Below are 20,361 nucleotides of genomic sequence, written 5' to 3'. Positions count from 1 at the left end.
AACAATTCTTATGTAGTAGGAGAGCTAACATGGATCCAGTCACACTTATTTTTGATTACCTTTTTACCATTCAAGCGTTTTTATTGATTTTCGTTATCGTGGTACTAAAAGGTAGTATCAAATTTGTCCCGCAGAACCGTGCGTGGATTATTGAACGTTTCGGCAAGTATCAATCCACTAAAGAAGCCGGCCTTAACTTTATTCTGCCATTTATCGATCGTGTAGCCGCCGATAGAAGCTTAAAAGAGCAAGCAGTTGATGTACCGTCTCAATCAGCCATAACCAAAGACAATATTTCATTGATTGTCGATGGTGTACTCTATTTTAGGGTTTTAGATCCGTATAAAGCGACTTACGGTGTTGACGATTATATCTTCGCGGTAACTCAGCTCGCGCAAACCACCATGCGTAGTGAATTGGGCAAAATGGAGTTGGATAAAACCTTTGAAGAACGAGATTTGCTTAACACCAACATCGTCACCGCCATCAACTCAGCTTCTGATCCGTGGGGCATTCAAGTACTGCGCTACGAGATTAAAGATATTGTGCCACCAAACTCTGTAATGGAAGCAATGGAAGCACAAATGAAGGCTGAGCGTGTGAAACGTGCTCAAATATTAGAATCTGAGGGTGACCGTCAAGCTGCAATCAATGTCGCAGAAGGTAAGAAGCAAGCACAAGTACTTGCAGCTGAAGCCGAAAAAGCAGAGCAGATCTTAAGCGCCGAAGGTGAAGCAAAGGCGATCATTGCCGTTGCAGACGCACAAGCTGAAGCCCTGCGTAAAGTCGGTGAAGCCGCAAATACCGAAGAAGGTCAAAAGGCCATTCAGCTTGACTTGGCAACAAAAGCCATTGCAGCAAAAGAAGCAATAGCCAAAGAATCTTCTGTGGTATTGCTGCCAGAAAGTGGCACTGATGCAAGCTCGCTTGTCGCACAAGGCATGTCTATTATTAACACATTGAATAAAAAGCAAGGGTAACACCTATGGCCTTTTTACTTGAGCACTTAGCACAAAACTTAGTAGTACTAGGAATTGCTTGCCTAATTGTTGAGGTTGCTGTTCTCGGTTTTGCGACCTTTGTATTGTTCTTTTTAGGTCTATCGTTGGTGATAAGCGGCGGCTTAATGTACGCAGGTATGCTTGACCAAACTTGGCTAACTGCACTTTGGTTTAATGCGCTAGTCACGACATTACTGGCGGTGTTTTTATGGAAACCACTAAGACGTATGCAAGATGTAACTGACAACAAAGAAGTAACGAGTGATTTTGCTGAGCTTAGCTTTACGCTAGAAAAGGACTTAAATCCAGATAGTCGTATTTTTCATACTTATTCTGGTATTGCATGGCAACTAAAAAGTAAACAACCTATTACTGCAGGAACACCAGTCAAAGTGGTTAAAAAAGAAGTTGGAGCGTTTTGGGTAGAGCCTAATTAAGCAAAATTGGTATAGCCTTGCGAACAAAGTGCCTAGCAACCAATTTTGTTAGGCACTTTCTGTAATCCGCAGTATTCAGAAACAACTTTTTACCTTATTCTCTTTTCGTCTAGTACCTTCTCGGTTTACTCTATCCTGCACAACAGTTACACTCAAATTTAGGTACAAGGTTAGACACCTCTGAACCATGAATAAAATATATTAAAAAAACAAGGGATTATAACCTACAATGATTAGGGTCAAAAACTTAAGCCGAGTATACGGAAGCGGAGAGACACAAGTGCATGCACTAAAATCAGTTTCTCTAGAAGTAATGGAAGGTGAATTTGTCGCAGTGATGGGGTCTTCTGGCTCTGGGAAGTCTACTTTAATGAATATACTTGGCTGCTTGGACTCTCCGACCTCCGGCTCTTACTATCTTGCTAATCAAGAAATTCAGGCCGTGGAAGATGAAGCCTTATCACAAATTAGAAATCAAAAAATTGGCTTTATCTTTCAAACATTCCATCTACTTACTCGCCTAACCGCACTGGAAAATGTCATCTTACCGCTAAGGTACACCGAGACTTCCCCATCAGAGGCAAAAAGTCGCGGACTTGCTATGCTAAAAAAAGTAGGTCTTGATAGCAGAGCACATCATAAACCCTTCGAAATGTCTGGCGGACAACGCCAACGTGTTGCCATTGCACGGGCACTCATTAATGAGCCAAAAGTCATTTTTGCCGATGAACCAACTGGTAACTTAGATAGTAAAACCTCACATGAAATCATGGAGTTACTATGCCAGCTACACCAGCAAGGCCATACCATTGTGATGGTAACACACGAGGACGATATTGCAGCATATGCCGAGCGTATCATCAGAATGAAAGATGGCGAAAAAGTCGAGGATAGCCAATGCACAACTACATCATAAGCATCGCCCTGCTCACCTCTTTGCCGGCTTTTGCCAAACCAATTATCGTCTCAGGCCTTATTAAAGCAGGTGAAACTCAGGTCTTTCACGCACCGATGAGCGACTCTTGGAAAACGCAAATTCAGTGGATGCTGCCCGAAGGGGAAGTTGCCAATGAGGGGGATATTGTCGTCGTCTACGATTCTGGCTCTATCGCGACCTCAATCGACCAAGATAAAGTGGCGCTTGACGCTGCAAAAGATGAGTACAAACGAATTGAGCAAGACGGCGCCCAAAAGATACTCGAAGCTCAGTTTCAGTTGAAAAAAACCATTTTGCTCGTCGAAAGAGCCAAGATAGATGCGAGCGTGCCAAAAGCCAATATCAGCACCTACGACTACGAGCAACACCAGCTGACGTTAGAAAAAGCGATTATCGAAAATCATAAAGCCGAAATAAGTTTAGGCAAGGCAGAAACTGAAGCAAAGGCAAATACTCGGAAACAGCAACTAGAGATAAAGCGTCTAGAAGCAAGCCTTACGCACAACCAAGAACAACTGGAAAAAATGAGTCTAACGGCCAATAATAGCGGACCCATTTTGTATGCGGACAATCCTTGGCACGGCAACAAGTTGTTTGCTGGCGCAACTGTACAAACAGGTTGGAAAGTAGCAGAAATACCTTCTACAGCGGGTCTGTATTTAGAAGCGTGGATCCATGAAGTAGATGCTCTTGGTATTAAGGAAGGTCAAACTGCCGATTTAAAATTTGACGCCTTTCGCTCATCACCAACGCCAGGTACGCTCACTGAGCTATCAACACAACCTGAAAAGCGCCAAGACTGGGGCCAAGGCATGTATTTTCGGGCTAAATTCACATTCAACACCGATTTGCCACTACTGCCTGGCATGAGCGGAAGCATAACTTTGCTAGGAGAGAAAAATGAAAGTTAAGTTGCTAGCAATAATTATTCCACTCTATTTACTTGGCTGCAGTCAGGCCCCCAGCGATATACATATCGTTAAGGCACAGCCAATCACTATCACTGTAGAAGCAAATGGTGAATTGGAATCAAAAAGCCGAGCGTTGATAGCCCCCCCTTCAATCAAGCGTATGTGGCAGTACAAGATAAAGCAGTTAATGCCTGAGAATACCACGGTTCAAAAAGGCCAAACCGTTGTTTCATTTGACGATCAAACCGTTAGAGATCGCTTGATGGAATACAATTCGAAGCTAAGTCAAGCGCAAAAAGAGCTAGAAAATAAACAAGCTCAAGTCGAGAAGCAAGAAGAAGAATACAAACTCGCACTCGCTGAAGCGCAAATGAACTTCGATAAGGCAAAACGCCGCGCAGAAATCATAGACAACTCACGCTCAGACAACGACCGAAAAAAGGCGCAAATCGATTTCACCATTACAACCAATGATTTAGAACTTGCCCGCGGTAAACTCGCTTTTCATCTAAACAACAAAGAACTGAGTATCCAAATGGCAAGAAGTAAGGTTGCACGAATGGATGCTGAAGTAAAAGAACTAAAACGTGACATAGCGCGTTTACAAGTAAAAGCGCCAATGGATGGGTTAGTTGCATATCGCGCAAACAGGGAAGGAGAAAAACCCAGTGTGGGGGAGTCCATGCAGTTTGGTCAACCAGTTGTTGAGCTATCGGTTATTGAACAAATGCAGGTAAAAGCACAAATTAAAGAAGCCGATTTTGGACGGATAAAATTGGGGCAAACAGTAAAAGTTACCATAGACAGTGCCGACGGATATGTTGTCGGTGGGACACTCATTGAAATAGGAAAGGCCTTTAGGGAAAAGTCACATCAAGATAAAAGCCGCATTGTTGATGCCATTATTGAGCTGGATAAGGTCGATACTGAAAAGCTGCGGCCAGGATTGACCGCTCGTGTAGAGATAGTGACAGCACAACTCGATAACGCCTTAACCGTGCCATTAAACGCGTTAAAACAAAGTGCGGATAAAGTGTTTATAGACACAAATAGCGGAGAAAAAGAGGTAACCGTCTCTTATACCACACCGACGCTTGCCGTGATTTCTTCTGGAATTAGTCAAGGCGCGGAGGTAAAGCTATGAGAAAAACATTACTCGCGATCATTATCCCACTTTGGTTACTTGGCTGCCAAGAAGCAACTGAACAGCCTGCGCAACTATTATATACTGTGGAGTCGAAGCCTTTTGCTATCACCGTTAATGCCGAAGGCGAATTGGAGGCCGCAAGTGAAACTGTCATATCCGCCCCAACTTCAGCGAGAGGGGCTCAGACGCTCGCATGGATCATGCCTGAGTATACTCAGGTGAAAAAAGGCGATGTTATTGCACGTTTTGATGGTAGTCAATTAGAAAGGGGAAAGCGTTTTAGCGAGTTCGACAAAGGCAAAGTCGCGCAAGATATCACGGTCACCGATAGTGATTTAATAACAAGAAAGTCCCATTTAGATAGCGATAAGGTTATCGTCAGTGAAGAAAAACACTTTGCAGAAACCTTTTCAGTTGACGATGAACGGATCCGTTCAAAGCTCGACATTTTAGATCAAATGCAAAATGTTGCATATCTCAATGCTAAAGAGGCTTATTTTGATTGGCAGACAGAGCAGTTTTCATCTTCAGCTCTTGGAGAAATGGAACTGTTAAAATTGCAGTCAAAGCAGCATGAAAGCAAAATTGCAATGTACAACGCTAACTTAGACAGTCTCGAAGTCATCGCGCCACATGATGGCTTACTCACTCTCAGTGCCGATTGGCGTGGTGAAAAACCCAAATCAGGGCAAGCGCTATGGCCTGGGCAAAAGATTGGGGGATTACCAGATATCTCATCCCTGCAAGCTAAGCTTTTCGTTCATGAAAAAGAAGCGCTTGGCCTTGCGATTGGTCAAAAGGTTAGGTTTACCCTGCTCTCCAATAGCGATGAGCGCTTTGATGGTAAAGTCACACAAGTATCACCTTACCCACAATCTATTCGTCGTGGAGATCCACAAAAATACTACGAGGTCATAGCGAGCCTTGATGAAACTCCAGCCTACTTTAAACCTGGTAATAAGGTGCTTGCTACGGTATTTGTCCAAGAAAATAAACAAGCGTTACTCGTGCCTAAACACAGCGTGATTAATGATAACAATGCGTTTTTTGTTCAAGTTAAAGACGGTAGTCAGTTTAAACGCGTAAAAGTGGAATTAGGCCAAAGCAACCTAAGCCATACTGAAGTACTTTCTGGTTTATCGCCCAAACAACAAATTGCACTTGTCACGAATAAGGAACTGTAATGAAATATTTGGATTTATTTACCGACGCTATTGTGCAATTAAAGCAACATAAGCTCAGAACCCTATTGACCTTACTTGGGATGATTTTCGGTGTGGGTGCTGTTATTGCTATGTTGAACATCGGTGAAGGTGCTGAACGAGAAGCGCTTAAGATGATCGATTCTATGGGGATCAATAATGTTATTGTCAGCGCTAAAGACATTGAAGAGAATGACCTAAAAGAACAACGAAAGCACTCGCAAGGTCTTAATTTATTAGACGGCCAAGTGATTGTCGACGCCCTGCCCTTTGTTAGTGACTTTTCGGCTGAACGGCTAGTAGATACCTACCAGATATTTAGCGAATTCGGCAGTTTTGAAGGGGAAGCCACGGGCGTCACAGCAAACTATTTTAGCCTTGCGCATTATGAACTCGCTGCTGGTCGCCTGCTAAATGCTGAAGATAGCAAAGAATATAGGCAGGTTGCGTTACTCGGCGCCAATACTGCAAAAACGCTATTTCCCCTCGGGAGCGCTGTTGGCCAACAAGTAAAAGTCAATCATTTATGGTTTGAGGTTGTTGGCATTTTGCAAGCGCCGCACCTGAACAAAAAGGAGTTTCAAGGCGTTGCATTAGGAGGCGAGCAAAGCCGTATTTTTGTTCCGCTAACGACCGCAATTCATCGTTTCAATAAGGGATTACTTGAACCAGAAGTTACCGAACTAAAACTCGCTATCGACAAATCTCAGAGTCCAATTTTGGCATCTCAAGCTATCACTAACATTCTAACCAATCGTCATAGCGATATTGATGACTATAGGTTGACCATTCCCGCAGCGCTTCTTGCTCAGCAAAAACAAACACAAGCCATTTTTAATATGGTTATGTCTTGCGTTGCTGGTATATCGCTCCTTGTTGGTGGTATTGGGATTATGAATATCATGCTCGCAACCGTACTTGAACGGACCAAAGAAATCGGCTTATTACGCGCAATCGGTGCGACTCGGAAAAATATTCAAGTTCAGTTTATTACAGAGAGTTTTACCATCTCGATACTCGGAGGGCTATTAGGCGTGGTGTTTGGTATTTTACTTTCAGAGATAATTGCATTTTATTCAAACTGGGCGGTTTCTTGGTCTCTGAGTGCTATTATTCTTTCTTTTAGTATTTGTGCCTTAGTTGGCTTAACATTTGGTGTATATCCCGCAATAAAGGCTTCAAAGCTAGACCCGATCGAAGCCTTACAAAGTGACTAATTTAGCAGGCAGTACTAGTAGCCCTTTGGTTTTTAGGCCTTTAGAGAGTAAAAGGAAACAAGTAATTAGCTATATAACATTAAAAATGTGCATAAACTAAACCCATACACAGTAGCAACATATAAAAACCTTGCCACAAAAACCACTATTAACAAAATGAAAATAATTGTAAATTAAAATTAAGATTAAAATTAAAAAAGTTGACACCGTCGCTTTTCCATGACAAATTAAAATGGAATATAACAAAAGGAGATATAATGAAAAATTCTAAAATTGCATTTATATTTGGCTTTTTCTTAGCCACATCAATAGGCTCTGCAAGCGCAGGAATTACAAGTAACAACAGCAGATATCTTAGCAATCAGAATGATAATATTAAAATACAAAGAACGATATGCTATCAATGCAACTCATCACATACGTGTGTCGTTATACGCTGCCCTGCATAACAAGAAGACAATACGTAAATAGACACATAATAAACAAGGAGATAAAATGAAAAAGAAAGTTAAAAACATTGCTTTATTGGCAATAACTATAGGTTTCTCTGTTGCGTACGCAGGAGACTTTTACTGTCTAAAGTGCGATGATATAGGGTGCGAAAGAATAATATGTCCAAAATAATAGGAACCATATAAAAAGGGGAACCCTCCCCTTTTAACTGAATAAAAAAATGAATAGAATTAAAGATGTAATAATATTGTTATTGGTAGCCCTAGTCTGTTATCTATATTTAAAGATACCTACCATTGAATCAGATTCAAATGCTGAGTTCGATGAAAGCGTATCTATTGCCTCAGATTCAAATGCTGAGTTCGATGAAAGCGTATCTATTGCCTCAGACTTAGAAAGTGAAAAAAGCGCCTCACCTTTACTTTCTGATATATCAACGGATAAGAGTGAGAATATCTCGCACTTGGGTTTGTCTGAATCCCCGCCCTCCTTTATAGATGAAAGTTTAGCCACTAAAGACACAAAAACCAATAACATAGTTAAAAACGAAAAAACTATGATTGAACGCTCCGATGAAATCTTTAATTTCATCTATTACAATGATAAACTGAAAGATTATAAAATTGAAGATATAAGCTGCAATGAAAAAAAATGCAGCGTGAGTTTATTCGTATCTAAAAACAGTTCAGTCATTGAATCTTCAGGCATTTTAATATCACAATTAAAACACAATGAAAACTGGAAAAGAAACGAAATATATTTCAGCACAAGCACTGATGAAGGAACATTTACAATTGAGATAGATAATAACTAGGGAGAGGAGTAAAATGAATATAAAAAGCGCAATCATATACATAACTACAGTTTTTTTTGGAATAGTATGTGGGATAATATCTTTTAAAATCTACTCTTGGGCTGTTGAGCCTCCACCATATATAGAGATAGAAACATCAGCTCATTTTGCAAAAACTGAAAACAAGGTTGTAATTTATACTACAAGCTGGTGCCAGCACTGCAAGAGATTAAAGAAATTCTTAAAAGAATATAATGTGAAATTTTCAGAAAGAGATATTGAAAAAACAAGCGAGGAAAACAAAAGTCTATATAGATCTCTCAATTTAAAAGGCGTACCGCAGGTAGTAATTGGAAATAAAGTGATTTCCGGGTTCAATGAAGCCTTGATAAGAATAGAGTTAAGTAAAAATAAAATTTAATTCGCTCATTTACCAATCAAGATTTAACGTTAGCATTTTCAAAAAGGAAAATTTATGAAAAATTCGGCTATTATTTTTATATTAAGCTTTCTTACTCCAATAAGTGTTGTTGAAGCACATGATATAACTAATAAAAAAGACTTCTTCAATAACTATCAACTCGCAGTTTCTGATTCTGATGAAGGGCCCTGCTATATTTGTAAAAGTGAACACATTTGTATTAGGGTTCCTTGCGGAGATTCGTGATTTCGTAGTTCATGCATGGGCTACTTAACTCCCCCCTCAATGACTAAAGTCATTAAACAGTTGACTCTGAATATTGATGCTTAGACTGGCTAAAATGTATAAGTTCAGATTGAGCATCATATCATTTACAGTCTTTGTCATTACACAGTACTTTGCCGGTTAATAGCTAATATAAAAGGCCCCTGTCGAACTAGAACTTTACAGCAATTTAGGGCTACACCCGCTAACACCGCATTAAGCCTATCAATGAGCTTCTCTTTTAAGCATATGAAATCCCTGTTACCAGTAATATACATCATAACGCACAGCAAAGTGCCCCATCACTACAAAACAGCTGTAAGACCGCTTATCAGTGATATACTATTCTAAATGTTACACATAACGTATCATCATGTGTGGTGTCTAGGGCGGGACCGCACTTTAAATTGACGAGTATTGGAGTTTTATGATCTGATTGCGCATCGCAATTTTTTAGGTCGTTACAATGAGCATCATCACGCATATAGAGTGGATTGAAGCTCCTAAAACTGATGTTAATATCAAATGTAATCTTGTCGACGTTTTGTTTTTAACTTTGAGTGCCGTGCTTAGTGACACTGACGGATGGAAGTTAATTCAAGAGTTGAATGGCTGCAATTGGATTGGTCAAGGCATCATCGTTCCTTCGAAAATGGCATTCCGAAACGTTATTGTGTTGCTAATATAACCCGAGATCGGTTTAAGCCATCAGTTCATCAACAGAAATTGATGATTTTTTGAATCACACAACCAAAACATTGCACTTTGAGTGTAAAAATGAAACCAAAGCCAACCACGCAAACACCACAAAAGCACCGTTTCAAATCGAGCTTATTAATATTGTTTCACCGCGTCATGAAAATATGCACTCGTGAAACAGGCAAAACTCTTTGATTGGTAGTGCCTAGAGGTCGAATTCAAACAGCACTATGGCGATAAAGGCGCTGGCGCCAAGCCTATTTGCCTGCTCGCGGGCCTCGAATACCTGAAATAAATTCACTGACGAAAACACGGTGGCCATGTGGTGCGAAAACCCGTATTGGCAATATTTTTGTGGCATACAACTTTTCACCCATGAGCCGCCTTGCAGCCCAAGTTCAATGACACGCTTTCGCAAGCGAATTGGTGACGATGGGTTGAATTGATGCTTTCGTTAACTGTTGATACTGGTCTTAAAAGTAATACCATCAAGCCTTCAAGCTTACGAGAGGTGGTTGTAGACAGCACCGTCATGGAGAAAAATATTGCTCACCCGACGGACAGTAAACTACTAGAAAAATGCCGTGATAAACTGGTTGGTTTCGCTAAGCAAGCCGGTATTCGGCTTAGGCAAAGTTATGAACGAATTGGCCCTAGGACCGCGCAAAAAGTAGCACACTATACCCATGCTAAGCAATTTAAACGCATGAAGAAAACACTGAAAAAACAGAAAAACTTATGTGGACTCCCCATTTGTCAACAAATGCTCATTGTTTATTTAAGATTAAATCGCATACTTATGTTCGAGCTCTTCATGGGTAGCTACTCCCGGCTCATTGATATTTTCGGAACAGGCGTTCAAATCTATACAGAGAGCTCATGACTGAAAAGTGTGCATGGCTCGTAGTCATTCACTGAATCTACCTGCTGATTTTACTCTTAAATTTACAATTTCACTTGCTTACAAAGCTTGCTTTTAAGCTGTCAATGGTTGAAGGGTGTAATTAGTATCTTGAGTTAACATCGCAAACACGGTTCGGACATTTTTATTCGCTAACGCAACTGCTGCACAGCGTTTTCCCTTTCTATCAACTAATTGCTTAATCCACAGCTCCTTTTTTGTTTTTGCTGGCCGTATCATAATTTGATTTATTGCTGACATCGCGCCTACGATTAAGTAACTGCGTACGGCTGTATTTCTAACAAACCGACCTATTGAGCCAATTTTAACTTGGCCTCCACTCGAATGCTGAATTGGCGTCAGCCCAATACAAGCCGATGCTTCTCTGCCTGTTTTAAAAGTCAGTTGTTCGCCATTGCCCAGCAGGTTATATAAGTTAATCGCACCTAAAATACCAATCCCTTCTAGCTTCATGGGCTTTTTACACTCATTGACGCCCGAGACCACACACTCAAGGTTTTTATCGTAGTTAGTAATGGATTGACTAACCATTAAATACTGCTCCCAAGCAGTATGAAGTGCATCTCGAAATTCAAAGCTGAAGCCGTTCACCTTCTTCAAAGTGCGTGACACATCGCTTTGTTCGACAAGATATGCTTAAACATAATCAGGCAACATCAAGATAAAAAAGACAATTTAGCAGTGAAACGAAGAAAAGCTGATTGGAACGGTGATTTAGACGGCGTTACTCTTCGGTTAATCTATGAGCAAAGTGGAATCCCACCCGAGGGTGGTGCCGAGCATTACGTGAGAGCAAGCCACAAACTGCAATGTCTTGGTTATGTGATTCAAAAAAGCTGTAATTTCAGAGAAGAGTAAGATTATTTAGCTCTTCAGGTAATTCAATACATTAAATTGGTTTCAGGAGCGATCAAATAGCATGCTTTTTATTGGACTTTTTTTCGCCACAAGGTAAACTTTTATCCGATTTAACTCAAAAATAACAGGAAGCATTATTTGAGCAAAGAATGCTCGTATGACTTGTGTTGTTTTACTGCTTAATAAATCGTTAAATATTTAATTAAGCTTTGAAAAACAGCTAACACAGTTAAAATGCTGCTGAGAATGGAACTTCAAGGACAAATAATGAAAAAAGTAACGCTTATCGCGCTTTCTCTCGCCTCACTCACTGCTTGTAAAAGTAATGATATCAACCGTGTCGTGAATGACGGTGTAGACGGTGCTATTAATGGTATTTTTGGCGGTTCAGGTACCGTTGTTTCAGCAACCGGTAGTGGCTCTAGTAACGATTACTCAGTCGAAAAAGAAGACATATGGCCTCATCAAGCAACGAAAACGGCTCGAGACTATGGCTCATTGGCATTTGTAAAAACGGCAAAAAACCCAAGTGGTAAAACTAGACTTAAGTTTAATGAATGCAAACATCCGCGAATTGGCAAAATAAGGTGCGAAGGCTATCTATACGAAGTTTCACCAGAGGGCTGGTTGGTCAAAGGCGATACTATTCACTTTGGCACACGCCATTACGCTGACATTGTTATTCCAGCCGGCCAATACTATATAAAGATAAAAGGTGAAGATGTGGGTAAAAAAGTCTATGCGACCGGAACCATAGAAATAGTGCCCTTTGTAACTAACTACATCAATGTAACCGTCCAATAAAAAATCACAAAAAGTACCTAGCTTTTGCAAAGTCACTAGGTACTTTTTACCAGAGCAATTTCCCCTTTAATCAAGCAACCTAAAACAACACTTCTTATCCTTTTTATTTCATCAATAGTGCGCAAAAGTTCCCAATAAAGAAACACCCAGTAACCCCACCAGCATTTAAATTTACTTTAAATTACAAAATGATGATTACTTCCTCTAGCGTGTGAGCTTTTCTTACGTTTTTCTCAGGCCCCAAAGAATTTAGATTTATTCAATAATAATAACTAGTTAGATAAAAATAACAAAAAACAAAATCGCTCCCTAAATTCCCAGCGAAAACATAAGGTTATATTTTTGTTTATTTTTTGTTATTTATTTATTTGGAATTCTTTATTACCTTAGAGTTTGTGCTCAAAGTAATAGCACTAATAATCAGCCGCACTCATTCGCTCTTTTATCTCATGTACTGAGTAGTTGCGTTTTAGTGGGAAGGAATCTTCAAAATAATTATGGAGTTAACATGCAAGGGTTAAAGTCTCTGTGCGTTTTAGCATCTGCGATAAGTATGTATTGTCACGGCGCTGAACGCGTCTCTTTATTCAATGACACGCAGAAAATTGCGTCTACTTTACAACAAAAACAATCCACATTTGGTGATGATTCTAATCAAAACTATCTACTCGCGCTTAAAACATTTGCTGCGCAATACACAGGTCACACACTTACATTTCATCAAAGCCAAGTAGATCAAACTAGGCAAAGCCATACCATAACTCAAAAATACCAAAATATACCTATCTGGAATCACGACCTTGTTGTGCTTACGGACGAAAATGGCGTAGTTGAGCAAGTTTATGGCGATCTCATTGTAGACGTTGCTAAAGATTTACCTGCACTAACTCCAGCGTCTGATGACCAACTTAACGCAGCATTAGATTCAATCATCTCGCAATTTGCCAGTGAACGCCCTAGAGTTTTTCGACGTAAATCAACAGAAGAAGTTATTTATATAGATGATCGGGGTAAAGCTCGACATGCAGCTAAACTTACCTTTTTCACCGATTTTAACTCTGCTCCTTTTAAGCCTCAAAGGATCATCTCCTTTGTCGATTTAACAACAAACGAGCTTATCAGCCAATCCGATGTATTGCAGCGGGTTGTGTATGAAGGTGGAAGCGGTCCATCTGGCAATGACAAGATTGCACGTCCAGATTACCAACAAGCTGATTATGTTTCCTACCCACCAAAGACCTTTGTCGTCGCAATGGAAACCGATGCTCAGCAAACTAGCTGCTTATTTGATGCAAAGAACGTTGAGACCAGAAACTACAATCACGGCACAGCGCAAGTTAATACGCCTTATAGCTATAACTGCTCAGATTCAACTCGTAATGATTATAAAGAATATCACGGAGCTCGCTCTGCTTTGAATGATGCCCATCATCACGGACAAACAACGAGTTTAATGTTCGAAGCATATCTGGGACATAAGCCCTACTATAATAAAAAGATAATTCAGAATGTCCATTATGGTCTGAATATGGATCAGGCATTTTATGAAAACGGCGAGGTCTATTTTGGTGATGGGGACTACCTCTTTTACCCTATGGTTTCCTTAGATGTTGTCGCCCATGAAATCGCCCATGGTTTTACTGAGGAGTATGGCTCAAGTACACCAAAGTCAATGTTGACAGGTCAGGCTCGTGCTATCAACGAAGCGTTTTCCGATATGGCTGGTGAGGCAGCTGAATTTTTTTACTCTGGATCGAATGACTGGAAAAGCAATCACGAAACATTCCGCCTAGATGATGCTCTACGTTATTTTGAAACTCCGACGCTAGATGGAAACTCAATCGATCATGTTGATGACTATGACGACTCAGTCACGTCCCACCATGGCGCTGGGGTGTTTAACAAAGCTTTTTACTACCTTACTACTGCTGACCTAGATAGTGACCCCTCTCCTTGGAATACAAAATACTCCTTCATTCTATTTGCTAACGCAAATAAAAATTGCTGGACCAGCAATAGTACTTATCTTACTGGTGCAGATTGTGTAATGCGACAAACCCACACAGTGACTGATCAGCTGACTCAAGATGGGGTTACAAAGCAAGATGGTAGTAACTGGCAAGCCACTGAATTACAAAACCACGTACGTAAGGCATTTGCACAAGTCGGTATAAGTTTAAAGGTAGACCGTGGACTTGAGAGCGAACTTGGTTTTGATCGCCAATTCTTAGCTTTTGACTTTAAGAACTTAACCCGTAGTGATGGCCAGCAAGTCTCGGCAAGTAATAGCGAAGGCTGGCAATGGCAGTGGAACTTTGGTGATGGAAGTGCACAAAACAGCGCCTTTGAGCCAAAACATAATTTCACTACCGCAGGCAAATACAACGTTGAGCTGACTGCCATCGCACCTTCTGGCCAGTCCGATACATTTGTACTACCCATTGAAGTATTTGATGACTATTGTCCGGCACAAGGCATCAATCACAGTAAGTATTACCTATCATCAGTTTCGTTAAATAGTTACAAAAATGATTCCACCTCAAGCAATTACAGTGATTACTCATATGATGTCGTCGAAGTAAAAGACGGTAAAGCACTCAATGTAACGCTGACCGCAGCGCCACACCCAGATACTCAAGACAAAACAAAGAATTTTTATGTCTGGTTAGATAAAGACAACGATGGCCTATTCCATAAGACTGAGGAACTTGTACTCTTTGGAAGCAGTAAGACGCAATTGGCTGGCGACATCTCATTGAGTGGTGAGCTAAATCAAAGCTATCGCCTTCGTACTATGGTGTCATTTGGTTTAGTGAAGTCTGCATGCGGAGATATGTCCTGGGGCGAAGTCGAAGACTACACAGTTAAACTCACTGAAAACAATGACCCTGTTGATTTGAGAATCACCGCCAACCAAGGTGTTAATCAAATGAGTTTTGATAACAACACGGTTGATGCACGTGTTAAACGTTGGAAATGGGAATTTGGAGATGGCTCAACCAGTAGTAAAAAATCGCCTACTCATCAATATGCGCAAGCTGGAAGTTATACGGTCGAGCTAAAAGCATATGACAGATTCAACAAAGTCATAGGAAATTGGAACAAACAGGTTCAGTTTAACACAACTATCACCGCAAGATTCACACCTCGTAAATCCGGTAGCACTGTTTATGTAGACACAAACCAAAGTGTTATCCCTCAAGGTAGCACCATACAGTGGCAATTTGGTGATGGTGCCACGTCCTCGGTAAAAGACACTCAGCACACCTACCAAGCTGATGGTGAATACACTATTACACTCACAGTTAACCATGTTGATGGTACACAATCGGCCAGTGAAACGGTAAAAATTGGCGAGACAAGCTTTATTCCTGAAGTGAGCTACACGGTAGCCGAGCAAGCAGACGGTACGTTTAAGGTCAGCTTTAATAACACCACCGCAAAACCTGACAATGCCGCTTGGAATCCTAATGTCACTTTAGTATGGGATTTCGGAGACGGATCAACGCACAATCAGAATGATAGTTTCGGCCAAGATACAGATCATACCTATCAAGCAGCTGGAACCTATACCGCAAGCTTGACTATCAGTTATGACAAACCTTGGTGGCTTGTTCGAGGAGAACGAGTCACTGGTACCAAGAATATGGTGTTAGAACTAAAGCCCACTCAGCCCGTTGAATACTGCACAGCTGTAGGTATCACTGACTATGAACACATCAGCAGTGTGACTTTCAATCAAGATGGTCCGCTTAGCAATGCGCAGCAGTCTGGTGTTGTTAATCCTAACAATCCAATCAAACTCTATGCCACACAGAATAATACCTATCGTATTGAAGCTGGCTATGCTGGCACAGAAACATTCGCTGAAAATTATCATATTTGGATTGATTTAAACAATGATGGTCAATTTGGTGATGGTGACTGGAGAAACAACAAATCAGAACTTTTAGTAATGGACTTCGACCAAACTAACCAAGACTACGGCAAAGGTTATGTTGAAGGTGAATTTAGCATTCCAAGTAATAAGTTGTCACAACCTGTCACGACGACTCGTATGAGAATTTTGCAGTATTACGGATTTAGCAGAGTAAACAGTATCGATCCTTGCTCTGACTATAGCAGTGCCGCAACCTCGGGGAGCGGAGAAATTGAAGACTACCTTGTAGAAATCTATAAGAATTAAGGAAAATAACATGAAAAAACTAAACAAAAAGGTGCTCATGCCGCTTGCAATCGCGTTAGCAGTCAGTAACGCAGTAGCTGCTAGCAACAGTGTTGATCAACAAGCCACCTCTGCATCGAAGCAAAAGTCTGAACCAGCAGCGATACAAGGCACCGCGGTAACTCAACCGGATCAATTCGGGATCCGTAAACTCGATATGTCCAACCCGCAGCACTATCAATTAGCAAAGTCTCGATTAATGAAGGCAAATCGTATTGAGAGTGAATTCCCACAGCTACACAAAACACTAGACGTAGCAAAAGGACAGCACTTATCAGCAAAAATGAACATCACAACGTCCGCAGTACCACCTGTTAGCGAAACGGATGTGGATATCATTAAAGAAGCGCATTTCTTCTTAGATATGAACCTAGCCATTTCATCAGATACTAATGAACCATACCTGATTGTACGCGCGAAAAGCTCTCGTTTTGGCGGCACAAAAGCGACCTACATCGACTTATTATTAGAAGATGCAAACGGCAATCAGCTTGCGCCTTTAGGTTCTACATTTAATGTATTAGACGGTAAAGACACGCTTGCAACTTCGACTATTTCACTAAAGTCATTGAAAGCAAATTTTCCCGATCTAGATACCATTTACGCTAGTTCATACGTTGAACTTGAGCAAGAAGATGGCACTATCAGCACGACGATGAAGTACACTGAATACCCATTCTCATGGGAACACTTTGAAGCGCTGTATGGCTCTACTTCACCAGTTGCAAAAGGTGAGGCTTCTGCACTTAGCGTAGGGATCAGCTCATCATTGGATACACGTCCGAAATACAATGCGACTGCGCCTATCGATAAGAACAACGACGCTGTTATTAAGATTTGTTTAAATCGTAGTCACGCTGACTGTGACTACGCAGCAGATCAATACCGTGAACCGAATGAAATTACCGATGTAAATATCCCATTCAACGGCGAATTACGCGTTCCTCACGAGATCACTGAAATCTATCCAACTGTGGGCGATTTACCAAACGGTATAGATGAACCAACGAATATCTATCTACAAGAAGGTATCTATGGCGGCGCGACAAAGCAAAGCTATAAAGGGCTCGAAAACGCCGTTAAGCAATTTTCAGATTACTTGGAGTTTGAAGTTGATACAGTAAACCAAGAGTCGATTATTCGCTGGAATATTCCACGTTCAGAAGGGCGTTTTGGTAATGCTAAACTTTTCTCTAATATAGCTGAAGCAAACTGGTATATGACCTTTGCTGTGAAAGGTTATCCGTACTTTAAGAAAGGACGTGGTGGTGCCGTTGCATTCCAAGTTTCACTAACCTCAGAAACATCAACACGTTTTGGTAACTTCTATAGTGAAGTATTGCCTATGATGAAGCTAGGATACAGCTGTCTAGCAACGGGCACAATGATCACCATGGCCGATGGAAAACAACTTGCTATTGAAGACATTGCGAAAGGCGATTTGGTATTAGGTGCACTTGCTTCGAATACCCAAGTTAAAGAACCAATGCAAGTTATTGATGTATCGGTTGGGATTGAAGCTATCAAGATGTATCGCGTAAAAGGCGCCGATGGCTCTGATATCTTAACTACTGAAACTCACCCAATTTCAACGTCAAATAAAGGAATTATTTGGGCGAAAGAACTAAAAGTTGGTGACCGTATCTTAACTGAGGATGGGTCAGTGCTGGTTACTAGCGTGACCAAAGAGAAGTATCGCGACAAGATTTATAACCTAAAACTTGCTCCAACAGCAGATTCTAAACTAGCTGAGTCTCGTAATTTTGCCATGTTTGCCAATGGTATGGCGGTAGGCGATCTTGCTACACAAGATGAGTTCAACTACAAAGATCAGGACTTACGCATGTCAGAAGAAGAGATTCTTCAACGTCTTCCTGAAAAGTGGAAAACAGACTACATCAACAGCCTGAACTAATCGCTGCATCTGGCCTCTCCTATTGAGGGGCCATACTTCTCAGTAAGGAATTCAACATGAAATTTATATATTCTCCATTGGCACGTGCCATGGGGGTAGTGGGACTTTTTGCCTGCAGTTTTTCAGCTACTGCGGATCAAGTTGCTAATCCAGAGTTCACTACCCAAGCAAATAATTCTGATTTAGACTCAGTGACACTCGGTACTGCTTACCATAGCGAAAAAGAAGGCTTTTATGCACTGCAAAGTGTACTTGGTCGAGTTGATGAAACCTATGGTAATACCGAAATGGATTTTGTAGTCGGTGTAGATATGAGCTATAGCCAACTATCTAGCATGCTAGATGGTAACTTAGGCGCTGCACTTGATGTTCCTGTCATAAAAGTTGGGGTTGGCGCAAGCTACGCAAAACAAAACGCCGCAGATAACTACACCGGCACTTACACCCTATTTCTCTCCTTAAAACCAAAAAAACGGCTGTTAGTTGCGGATCCTCAAACCGGGTTTAAACCTACACAAGCTGCGCTTGATTTGGTCAATGCTAACCCTGGAGATAAATTCAATAATATTGGTAATGAGTTTGTATCAGCGATTGAGTACGGCTCTCAAGTTATGATCAATCTCAAGTTTCAATATAAAAATGACGAAGACAAAGTCAAATGGGGTGGTCAGCTTGGTGTAGACTGGGCGGGTAAAGTCAGTGTCAGTGGTAAACTGCAAAAAGTAGACGAAGATGTGAAGCGTAACATCAAAATTACCGTTTCTGCGCTACAACTTGGTGGTGATCCGACTGAACTTTTGAAGGTGATCCCTAATCAACTCGTCAACTGTACGATGGAAAACCCAACACCATGCTTTGATGTATTTAAAAACAGTATCGATTACATCAAAACTAACTACGTAACTCAGTTTGATACCTTAGATAAATACAATGTCGGTCGAGTCTTAACACAAAGTTATACTGACTCAGGGCCAAGCCTATCCCCGTTAGTACCTGATGATGTCTATCCTGCCAAAAGCATCCTAACTAAATTGGCGCTCAAAAACATGAGCGATGATTGGGTGCAAGCAATTCTCGACAATCGTCGTGCCGATAACCTACTCAATTACTATGCCAGTGAGTTGAATAACTCACATCGAACTGCATTAGAAACTATTCGCGATAATGCACTCTTTAACTCATTTATTCTGGCGGACGCCGTTGACTACTGTAAGCGTAATCCAATTGGTAATTACTGCCGCGATAGAGAGTTACAGACTCGTGGCCGCGTTCATCAGTATGACCGTAAATGGCTAGAATTATAAGGAATAAGACTATGTTAAAAGTCATGCTAACCAGCACATTAATTGCCTCCTTTGCTGCCACAATTACACCATCAGCGCAGGCAAATACGACTTTATTTGAATCTCGAGATGTACTTACGCCACAACAAGCGCTAGGACGCTTTCAATGGTTGGAAAAGTGCTACCCAGGACTATTGGTTGAAGTCTCTGATAATATCTTTGATCCCACTACTCCCATTCCAAATGATGAGAAAATAGCAAATCTTAAAAAAGTAATGCTATACAAGAATAGTACCCTCAGGACTGATGCGAAATACCTTACCTTTGGAGATGAAGACAATGCGAATCCAAAGAATTGGTTTGCGGGTAAATCGCCAACGACATCTTGTTTGCAAATCCCGTCTGATTACCGGATCAGTGCTGTAATGATCACACCTGCAATACCGAATTATTGCACCACGAAGTCTCGTGAACGTGCTTATGAGTTCATCAAATCGGTTAAATTTTCAAATATTGAAAATACCAGTAGCAACACCTTTTACAGTAACTATGTCGGCGATACCGCGAAAATATATGCAGATAAAAGCTACCAGTTAACGTTAACTCCAGGATTTAGTAGTGCAGAAACATACCCAGAGACTTGGCATGTGTTTATTGACTGGAACCAAGATGGTGATTTTAACGATACAAAAGAAACCTTATTTGCTGGTGTTTCTGAGCAAGCAGTTCAGATAGAAATTACACCGCCAACGGGCGCCAAAAAGGGCATGACGAAAATGCGCGTCACTATGGATTACTTGGGTGGCAGCAATGACGCATGTAAAGAAGTAGACTCCGGAGAGGTAGAAGATTACCTCCTTTACGTGAAGTAA

The 20,361-nt window shown here is 41.0% G+C and carries 16 protein-coding genes and 1 pseudogene; 16 read left to right on the top strand and 1 reads right to left on the bottom strand.

Translation table 11 applies throughout. The annotated features are described in order from the left end of the window. The first annotated feature begins 29 nt into the window (after positions 1–29). From QSH61_RS24165 to QSH61_RS24120, 11 genes and pseudogenes are all read left to right on the top strand, one after another. Positions 30–980: an SPFH domain-containing protein gene (locus tag QSH61_RS24165; RefSeq protein ID WP_010607438.1), complete on the top strand. Its 951-nt coding sequence runs from the start codon at positions 30–32 to the stop codon at positions 978–980. Between the two features lie 5 nt (positions 981–985). After that, positions 986–1,438 carry an NfeD family protein gene (locus QSH61_RS24160; RefSeq protein ID WP_206471156.1) on the top strand — a complete coding sequence of 151 codons (453 nt, stop codon included), beginning with the start codon at positions 986–988 and terminating at the stop codon, positions 1,436–1,438. A 229-nt stretch (positions 1,439–1,667) separates the two neighbouring features. After that, positions 1,668–2,354: an ABC transporter ATP-binding protein gene (locus QSH61_RS24155; RefSeq protein WP_206471157.1), complete on the top strand. Its 687-nt coding sequence runs from the start codon at positions 1,668–1,670 to the stop codon at positions 2,352–2,354. Next, on the top strand, positions 2,336–3,286 hold the full coding sequence (locus tag QSH61_RS24150; RefSeq protein ID WP_206471158.1) for an HlyD family secretion protein: 951 nt from the start codon (positions 2,336–2,338) through the stop codon (positions 3,284–3,286). Before QSH61_RS24155 ends, QSH61_RS24150 begins: the two co-directional genes overlap by 19 nt. Beyond that, the gene (locus tag QSH61_RS24145; RefSeq protein WP_206471159.1) at positions 3,276–4,430 is read left to right on the top strand and encodes an efflux RND transporter periplasmic adaptor subunit; all 1,155 of its coding nucleotides are present in this window, start codon (positions 3,276–3,278) and stop codon (positions 4,428–4,430) included. Before QSH61_RS24150 ends, QSH61_RS24145 begins: the two co-directional genes overlap by 11 nt. After that, the gene (locus QSH61_RS24140; protein ID WP_206471160.1) at positions 4,427–5,617 is read left to right on the top strand and encodes an efflux RND transporter periplasmic adaptor subunit; all 1,191 of its coding nucleotides are present in this window, start codon (positions 4,427–4,429) and stop codon (positions 5,615–5,617) included. The genes QSH61_RS24145 and QSH61_RS24140 overlap by 4 nt, the downstream gene beginning before the upstream one ends. Beyond that, positions 5,617–6,852 (top strand): ABC transporter permease, encoded by a 1,236-nt coding sequence (locus tag QSH61_RS24135; protein WP_206471161.1) that lies wholly within the window; start codon positions 5,617–5,619, stop codon positions 6,850–6,852. The genes QSH61_RS24140 and QSH61_RS24135 overlap by 1 nt, the downstream gene beginning before the upstream one ends. Before the next feature lie 673 nt (positions 6,853–7,525). Then, complete coding sequence (locus QSH61_RS24130; protein WP_206471162.1) at positions 7,526–8,119, top strand: hypothetical protein; 594 nt, start codon at positions 7,526–7,528, stop codon at positions 8,117–8,119. 13 nt (positions 8,120–8,132) lie between these two features. Beyond that, positions 8,133–8,519: a glutaredoxin family protein gene (locus tag QSH61_RS24125; RefSeq protein ID WP_206471163.1), complete on the top strand. Its 387-nt coding sequence runs from the start codon at positions 8,133–8,135 to the stop codon at positions 8,517–8,519. Positions 8,520–9,793: 1,274 nt separating this feature from the next. After that, a pseudogene (locus tag QSH61_RS24385) lies at positions 9,794–9,928 on the top strand (transposase); the annotation flags it as partial. Beyond that, complete coding sequence (locus QSH61_RS24120; protein ID WP_206471165.1) at positions 9,928–10,365, top strand: hypothetical protein; 438 nt, start codon at positions 9,928–9,930, stop codon at positions 10,363–10,365. The pseudogene QSH61_RS24385 and the gene QSH61_RS24120, both read left to right, overlap by 1 nt. Positions 10,366–10,458: 93 nt before the next feature. On the opposite strand, the gene QSH61_RS24115 is transcribed toward QSH61_RS24120, so the two are convergent. Then, entirely contained in the window at positions 10,459–10,935 is a 477-nt protein-coding gene (locus QSH61_RS24115; protein WP_206471166.1) for a transposase, read from the bottom strand. Between the two features lie 594 nt (positions 10,936–11,529). Here QSH61_RS24115 and QSH61_RS24110 point away from each other — a divergent pair. From QSH61_RS24110 to QSH61_RS24090, 5 genes are all read left to right on the top strand, one after another. Next, positions 11,530–12,066 carry a hypothetical protein gene (locus tag QSH61_RS24110; RefSeq protein WP_206471167.1) on the top strand — a complete coding sequence of 179 codons (537 nt, stop codon included), beginning with the start codon at positions 11,530–11,532 and terminating at the stop codon, positions 12,064–12,066. A gap of 508 nt (positions 12,067–12,574) precedes the next feature. After that, complete coding sequence (locus tag QSH61_RS24105) at positions 12,575–16,252, top strand: PKD domain-containing protein (RefSeq protein WP_206471168.1); 3,678 nt, start codon at positions 12,575–12,577, stop codon at positions 16,250–16,252. Between the two features lie 10 nt (positions 16,253–16,262). Continuing rightward, positions 16,263–18,206, top strand: a complete 1,944-nt coding sequence (locus QSH61_RS24100; protein WP_010607429.1) for a Hint domain-containing protein — start codon at positions 16,263–16,265, stop codon at positions 18,204–18,206. Positions 18,207–18,262: 56 nt separating this feature from the next. Next, positions 18,263–19,510 (top strand): internalin, encoded by a 1,248-nt coding sequence (locus QSH61_RS24095; RefSeq protein ID WP_206471169.1) that lies wholly within the window; start codon positions 18,263–18,265, stop codon positions 19,508–19,510. Positions 19,511–19,521: 11 nt separating this feature from the next. Then, on the top strand, positions 19,522–20,361 hold the full coding sequence (locus tag QSH61_RS24090) for a GEVED domain-containing protein (protein ID WP_010607427.1): 840 nt from the start codon (positions 19,522–19,524) through the stop codon (positions 20,359–20,361).

It is taken from the genome of Pseudoalteromonas sp. JC3, assembly GCF_030291895.1.
Classification (GTDB): Bacteria; Pseudomonadota; Gammaproteobacteria; order Enterobacterales; family Alteromonadaceae; genus Pseudoalteromonas.
Note: the sequence above shows the minus strand (reverse complement) of the source record. Positions and strands in the feature narration are given on the sequence as shown.